7 protein-coding genes are annotated in these 6,818 nt (G+C 67.7%); 2 read left to right on the forward strand and 5 right to left on the reverse strand.

The annotated features are described in order from the left end of the window. Window positions 1-177 precede the first annotated feature (177 nt). The 4 genes from ABZW18_RS19575 to ABZW18_RS19590 all read right to left on the reverse strand — a co-directional run bounded on the left by ABZW18_RS19575 (window position 178) and on the right by ABZW18_RS19590 (window position 4,442). Window positions 178-1,767 carry a cation acetate symporter gene (locus ABZW18_RS19575; RefSeq protein ID WP_356188965.1) on the reverse strand — a complete coding sequence of 530 codons (1,590 nt, stop codon included), beginning with the start codon at window positions 1,765-1,767 and terminating at the stop codon, window positions 178-180. Beyond that, window positions 1,764-2,180, reverse strand: a complete 417-nt coding sequence (locus ABZW18_RS19580) for a DUF485 domain-containing protein (RefSeq protein WP_356188967.1) — start codon at window positions 2,178-2,180, stop codon at window positions 1,764-1,766. The genes ABZW18_RS19575 and ABZW18_RS19580 overlap by 4 nt, the downstream gene beginning before the upstream one ends. 176 nt (window positions 2,181-2,356) lie before the next feature. After that, on the reverse strand, window positions 2,357-3,010 hold the full coding sequence (locus ABZW18_RS19585) for a TetR/AcrR family transcriptional regulator C-terminal domain-containing protein (protein ID WP_356188969.1): 654 nt from the start codon (window positions 3,008-3,010) through the stop codon (window positions 2,357-2,359). A 187-nt stretch (window positions 3,011-3,197) separates the two neighbouring features. Beyond that, window positions 3,198-4,442 carry a choice-of-anchor Q domain-containing protein gene (locus ABZW18_RS19590; RefSeq protein ID WP_356188971.1) on the reverse strand — a complete coding sequence of 415 codons (1,245 nt, stop codon included), beginning with the start codon at window positions 4,440-4,442 and terminating at the stop codon, window positions 3,198-3,200. An 81-nt stretch (window positions 4,443-4,523) separates the two neighbouring features. Between ABZW18_RS19590 and ABZW18_RS19595 the strand changes: the two genes are divergently transcribed. Continuing rightward, window positions 4,524-5,210 carry a TetR family transcriptional regulator gene (locus ABZW18_RS19595; protein WP_356188973.1) on the forward strand — a complete coding sequence of 229 codons (687 nt, stop codon included), beginning with the start codon at window positions 4,524-4,526 and terminating at the stop codon, window positions 5,208-5,210. Here the strand turns inward: ABZW18_RS19595 and ABZW18_RS19600 are convergent. Further along, window positions 5,207-5,395: a hypothetical protein gene (locus ABZW18_RS19600; RefSeq protein WP_356188981.1), complete on the reverse strand. Its 189-nt coding sequence runs from the start codon at window positions 5,393-5,395 to the stop codon at window positions 5,207-5,209. The two genes, ABZW18_RS19595 and ABZW18_RS19600, sit on opposite strands and share 4 nt — an antisense overlap. A gap of 219 nt (window positions 5,396-5,614) precedes the next feature. On the opposite strand from ABZW18_RS19600, the gene ABZW18_RS19605 reads away from it, so the two are divergent. Further along, window positions 5,615-6,754: a glutathione-independent formaldehyde dehydrogenase gene (locus ABZW18_RS19605; protein WP_356188975.1), complete on the forward strand. Its 1,140-nt coding sequence runs from the start codon at window positions 5,615-5,617 to the stop codon at window positions 6,752-6,754. Window positions 6,755-6,818 lie beyond the last annotated feature (64 nt).

Below are 6,818 nucleotides of genomic sequence, written 5' to 3' on the forward strand. Positions count from 1 at the left end.
CCGCTGCCTTGCCCGTCCGGTCGACCGTACCCAGCCAGTATCGGACGGATCCCGGCCCTCCGCCCGGCCCGAGGGAACCCGCCGGAGGGAGGGCGGCCGGGCGGTGCCGGGCACGAGGACCGGGCGGCGCCCGCCTGCGCGCCTGCTCGTCCGCTACGGCTGTGCGGTGCCGGCGGTCTACCGGGTGGCCGCGCCGGCGACTGCGCGTACTTCGGTCTCCGCCCGCTTGGCCTCGTCCGGCTCCTCCTTCCCCAGGACCGTTCCGAGCCACCCGAGGAAGAATCCCAACGGGATGGACACGATTCCCGGGTTGTTCAGGGGGAAAGCGGCGAAATCCGTGTCGGGGAACACTGCGGACGGGTTTCCTGACACCGCAGGGGACAGCAGTGCGAGAAGGATCGACGACAAGAGCCCGCCGTAGATGCTCCAGGTCGCTCCGGTGGTGGTGAAACGCTTCCAGTAGATGCTGTAAAGGATCGCGGGGAGATGCGCGGAGGCGGCGACGGCGAAAGCCAGCCCGGCGACAAAGGATACGTTGACCCCCTGGGCGAACACGGCCAGGGCTGTTGCCGCTGCGCCGATCAGCACCAGGGAAATACGGGCAACGAATACTTCCTGTTTCTCGGAGGCGCGGCCCCGTTTGAGCACGGCGCCATAGATATCGTGCGCAAGGGACGTCGCCGAAGCCAGCGCGACACCGGCCACGACTGCCAGGATCGTGATGAAGGCAATGCAGGACATCACCGCGAGCAGAAATGACCCACCGAGGTAGTCCGCGAGGAGAAAGGTGACCGTGTTACCGGAAGGGTTGTCGTCCTGAATGGCGGCGGGGCCGATCGCGGCTGCCGCACCGAAACCCAGAACTCCGGCGGTCAGGCAGAAAACGCAGGTCAGGACGGTCGTCCATTGGACGGATCGCCGGGCTGCACGTGCTGTCGGGACTACGGACAGGCGCATCAGGAGATGCGGTAGCCCGGCAGCTCCCAGCACCAGCGCCAGCTGCAGGCTCAGCGAATCCAGCTTGCTCGCGCCGTCATCGCCGAACCGCAGCCCCGCCTGGAGAAACTTCTCCCCCACGCCGCTGCGTTGCGCGGCAGCGCCCAGCAGACCGCTTGGGTTCCAACCGGCCTTGGAAAGAACCAGCAGCGCCATGTAGAGGGTGCAGGCGAGCAGAAGAACGGCCTTGATGCATTGCACCAGGGTCGCACCGCGCATTCCGCCGATAGCGACATAAATGACCATCAGGACGCCGAGAAATACCATGACGGAATTTTGGGCGGCATCGCCTGAGAGTCCGAGGATCGGGGCGGCCAGCGACCCCGCTCCCACCAGTTGGGAGATCAGGTAGAGCAAGGAGACCACAAGCGTGGAGACACCGATGGCCCGGTGCACCGGCAGCGGCCGGAGCCGACGCGCCAGTGAATCACCGATGGTGAATCGTCCCGTGCTGTGCAGGGGTTCTGCGACCAGGAGGAGAATGACGATCCAGGCGACGATCGGCCCGAGTACGTACGGAATTCCGTCGTATCCGGCCAGTGCGATGAGTCCCGGAGTCCCGAGAAGCGTCGCTGCGGAGATGTAGTTGCCGAACAGGGCAATTCCGTTCTGCGCCGACGACAGACGGCGGCCGCCCACGAAGAAGCCGTCGGCCTCGGAATCGGTGCCGACCCATACGGCAATGAGCACAATGCAGACGATGAATACGGCGAATATGGTCAGTACGGGACCGCCGTCCCCCGCTGCTGCCAGCGTCCGAGCGGTGCTCAACGCTCTCCCCCAGCCCGCTCGTACCCGGCTCTCATCCGGGCAGCCGACGGATCCAGAGTGTTTCTCGCGTAGCGGGCATACCAGCTCACGACCACGACAGTTGTGACGCACTGCAGCAGCCACAGGCTGAGTCCGACGTTGAGGTGGCCGACCACTCGGGCGGCCATCACGCCGCGGGCTTCGTTCGCCAGAACGGCGTGGAACACATACAGAGCGAGAACGGCGCCCGTGACGGCGAAAGTCCGGGACCGGCGTGCGGTGCGCAGCCACTGGAAGTCCTCGGTGGCGCCGATCTCCTCGTACAAGGTCCTGCGGGCGGGCCGCTCGTCATGGGAGCCAGCGGCCGAACCGCCGTAGAGGGTCCGGCCGGCGTGCGAAGGCGCTCTCCGGCGCGAGACTCCGCTGTCGTTCACAGATTACAGCTCCTGATTGGGCAGATACATGACACGTCCATCAATCCCGAACGCCGTTCGGTTTGAGACTAGAGGGGAGCTCCAGGCCGGGACAACCCACCGTCACACGGTGATTGCGTCGATCTCGGGAGAATCCGCGGAACCACGCGATGGCGCTTCCCCCGGCCGCCGGAGCATCAGGACTCCGCCGGTCGGTCGACCCCCTTGGCCACGCGCGCGTGGAGCGCGGTGAGGCCGTCGAGGAACATCTCGAGGGCGAGTTCGAAGCTGTCCCGGTCGATCTCGTCCGCGTGCTGGCGCAGGCGGTGCGCCCCGGCCAGATGCGGATAGCGGTCGACGTAGACCTGCACGTCGTCGTCGAAGCCTCCGGCGAACGAGCTCATCGCGGAACCGATCACCAGGTACTTGGTCGAGGCCCCGATCATGGTGGCGTAACGGGGCGGCCATCCGGCGCCGACCAGTCCGCCGTGTACAGCGTCGGCGCGCTTCAGGGACGCGTCGCGGTGGGCCGGGCCGTACGCGAGAAAGGGCACGATGTTGCGGTGGGCGGCGATGGCGGCGCGGTAGGACCGAGCCCAGGAGGCCACGCCGTGCCGCCAGTCCCCGCCGTCGAAGCCCGAGACGTCCACGCTCTCCATGATCGTGTTTGCGGCCTCATGGAGGACGTCGTCCTTGGTGCGGACGTGCTCGTAGAGCGAGGAGACCTGGACGCCGAGCGCACGGGCGAGTTTGCGCATCGACAGCTCGGCGAGCCCGTCCTCGTCCACGATTGCCAGCGCCGCCGTGCAGATGCGCTCCCGGCTGAGGATCGGTTTTGTCGGCCGGGCCACCGGCGCACCCCCAGTTTCTGTGATGCGGTAGGTCTTCCGCGGTGCCTGCTCCGGCCTCACCTTACAGCGGGGGTGAGTAACCGAACACGGTTCGAACGAAGGCCGGCCCGGTGGCTGCCGCTGCGGCTGCGATGGCACCCGCCGGGCCGTTGGCGCCCGTGACCCCCTGGCGCGCTGGGTTGCTGCGCTACCGCGTTCGCTCGAAGGCACCGATATCGCAGGCCGGGCCCTGCGGCCGGGCGATGCCGCGCTGGTCGGCGGCCGGGCAGCCCTTGGCGGCGTCGATGGCCGGGCTGCCCGTCAGCAGCGCTGCGGTGTCGGTCGGGCCGCCGTTGTCGGCCAGCGGGCCGAGCCGCGCGGGACGGCTGGGCAGGTCTCCCGTGGAGTCGAGGTCACAGCTGTTGCCCGTATCGATGTTGTGGCCGAGTGAATCGATGGTCGCGAAGACCTTTCTGCAGTCACCTCCCGTCTTGTCACTGGTGTTGCCCGCGATGATGGAGTTGCGCAGGGTCAGGCGCCCGAGCTCGAGGTCGACGATGTCGGGGATGGGCGAGGGCAGACTGTCCAGGTAGGCGGGGGCGATGTTGATCCCGGCGCCGCCGTCGGTCGCGCTGTTGCCGGTGATGGTGGAGTTGAGGATCCGCACCGGCCGGACGCCGCGGATGTCGATGCCGCCGCCGTATCCCGCCAGAGTGCCCGGGCGGTCGCCGGGGTCGGTCACCCGGTTGCCGGCGATCGTCGAGTTGACCACGGTGCCGCTGCTGTCGAACCTGATGCCGCCCGCTTCGCCCGCGCTGTTGCCGCTGACGGTGCTGTCGATCAGGTCGAGATGGGAGCCCGGAATGTTGAAGATGCCCCCTCCGTAGCCCGCGGAGTTCCCGGTCACGGCCACGCGCCTCAGCGTCATCCTCTTGTCATTGCTGATACCGCCGCCCCCGGTGTCGGTGATGGGGATCTCTCGCTGCTTGGTGATACCGCCGGTGACCGTGAGGTCGGACAGCGAGGTGTCGGCACGCATCCGGAAGGCACGGTCGATGCCGTCCGCGTCGATGATCGTGGTCCGCGCTCCGGCACCCCGGATCGTGGTGGGCGCGTTGACGTTCAGGTCACCGGTGGTGGGATCGGGGTGCGACCCGATGATCAGCCGAGGGTTGGGCGGGATGGTGAGCCGGTACCGGCCGGCGGGCAGCCCGATCCTGCTCCCGGGCCGGGCGTTGGCCGTCATCACTGCCGCCCGGAGGGTGCAACTTCCGGCGGCGGTACGGCAGATGCCGTCGGACGGTCGGGCGTCCACCGCGTCGGTGGTGGCATTCACCGTGATGTCCGTGGGCGTGGGCTCGGCGTTCGCCTCGGCGGGAGCGCTGACGGCCACCGCCGCCCCGCCTCCTAAGACCAGGGCGGCGATCGCGTGCACTGTGATGCGTTCTCTCATGGAGTGAACTCCTGCTCCGTCGCGGGTGGTTGACCAGCAAGAAACGCGCACGTTTATAACTTGCACCAGACTCTCCCCATCATGGAAGAGCCCATCCAGCCGCTGCTTCGGCCGAGTTTGACCGACCTTCCCCGCGGCCCGCACGGTCTCGCGCGGGAGCTTGTCGCTGGTTCGCAGCGGCAGCGCCTGATCCACGCGATCATCATGGTGGTGGCCGGAAAGGGCTACATCGCGACGACCGTCGCCGACGTGACGGGGCGGGCGGGAGTCTCCCGTAAGACTTTCTATGAGCACTTCGCCGACAAGGAGGAGTGCTTCGCAGCCGCCGCTCGCACCGGCCGGGAACTGATGATCAAACGGCTCGAGGCCTCGTTCTCCCGGTCGGCCTCGCGGTCACTGGACCCCATCGCGACTCTGCGGGCCTCGATCCGCGTCTTTCTCACGCTGATCGCCGAGGAGCCCGAATTCGCCAGAGCGTTCTTCCTCGAGACTGCCGCGGCCGGCGGACGCGCACAGGAGGAGCAGGTGGCCTGCCGCGTCTGGTTCGCCGACAGTGCTCGCGCCTGGCACGCCAGGGCCGGTCTCCCGGGTCGCACTCCGGTGCCCGGGGCCGTCTATCTGGCAGCGGCGGATGCCGCGCACGAAGCCGTCCACCGCTGTCTGCGACAGGGGCGGAGTGCGGAGATCCCGGACCTGGAGGACACCGTGCTGTATGTCTACCTTGCCCTTCTGGGGATGCCGGAGGCGGCGGCCGGCCTTCGCGGCTAGCCTTCGGCCGCGCCCTCGCTGATGCCCTCGGCGAACTCCCACCAGGCGAGTGGCAGCCAGTCGCCGTCGACGAAGGCGTCCACGGACGAGCCGCGGCCATTGATGGCCACCTGTGTCCCCGGCGGGTAGGTGGTGCCGGACAGGCCGGGCACGGGGACGATCAGTGTCCCCAGGCGTTGTGCCACTTTCTCGTCCTCCTTCTCGACGCTCACGCGTAATGGAAAAATATGCATCACATTAGCCGGGTTGTCTCCTGCTCCACCCGGGAGGAGCATGAGAAATAGGTCACGTGAGGCGAACGGCCCCGCCGCTCGCGCCATCCGTGAGCACAAGGTCGCGTTCGACTGACGGCGCGGTTCGCCTCCCGGCAGGGTTTGTTCATTCGCCGATGGGAGGTAGTCGGGATGAAGGCCGTCGTCTACAAAGGACCGTTCGAAGTAGCGGTCGAAGAGGTCGAGAAGCCCAAGGTCCAGCACCCGAACGACGTGATCGTACGAGTCACCTCCACTGCGATCTGTGGCTCCGACCTGCACATGTATGAGGGCCGTACCGCCGCCGAGCCAGGCATCGTGTTCGGCCATGAGAACCTCGGCACCGTCGAGGAGACGGGTGACGGCGTGACGTCCCTGTCTCCCGGGGACCGCGTGGTCATGCCATTCAATGTCGCCTGTGGGTTCTGCCAGAACTGCGTCAAGGGATTCACCGGCTTCTGCCTGACCGTGAACCCCGGATTCGCCGGTGGAGCGTACGGCTATGTGGCGATGGGGCCGTGGCCGGGCGGCCAGGCTGAATACCTGCGGGTCCCCTACGCCGACTTCAACTGCCTCAAGCTGCCGCCCGGGAATTCGCAGGAGAGCGATTTCATCCTGCTCGCCGACATCTTCCCCACCGGTTACCACGGCAACGAGCTGGCCCAGGTCTCCCCGGGCGAGAGCGTCGCGGTGTACGGCGGTGGCCCGGTCGGTCTGATGGCCGCCTACTCCGCGCTGCTGCGCGGCGCCCGGATGGTCTTCGTCGTCGACCGCGTGCTCGAGCGTCTGCAGAAGGCCGAGGAGATGGGCGCGATCCCGATCAACTTCGCCGACGGCAACCCGGTGGAGCAGATCAAGGAGAAGGCCGGTGGTCAGGGCACGGACAAGGGCATCGACGCCGTCGGCTACCAGGCTCAGGCGCGCACCGAGGATCGCGAGGAGCCGGCGACCGTACTGAACTCGCTCGTCGAGACCGTGCGGGCGACAGGCGCACTCGGCATTCCGGGGCTCTACGTCCCGGCCGACCCCGGAGGCCCCGACGAGCAGGCGAAGCGCGGCATGCTGCTCGTCGGGATCGGCAGGCTCTTCGAGAAGGGGCTGCGCCTGGGGACTGGGCAGTGCAATGTGAAGCGCTACAACCGGCAGCTGCGGGACATGATCATCGAAGGCCGGGCCAAGCCCAGCTTCGTCGTCTCGCACGAGCTGCCCCTGACGCAGGCGCCGGATGCGTACGACAAGTTCGACAAGCGCATCGAGGGCTACACCAAGGTCGTCCTGCATCCGCAGATGTGACCCCTACGGCCTGAGACGCCTGGAGGGCGGTACGGCTGCCCCGGCCCGGACAGCGGGCCGGGGC

This window comes from Streptomyces sp. NPDC004647 (genome assembly GCF_040609575.1).
GTDB lineage: Bacteria > Actinomycetota > Actinomycetes > Streptomycetales > Streptomycetaceae > Streptomyces.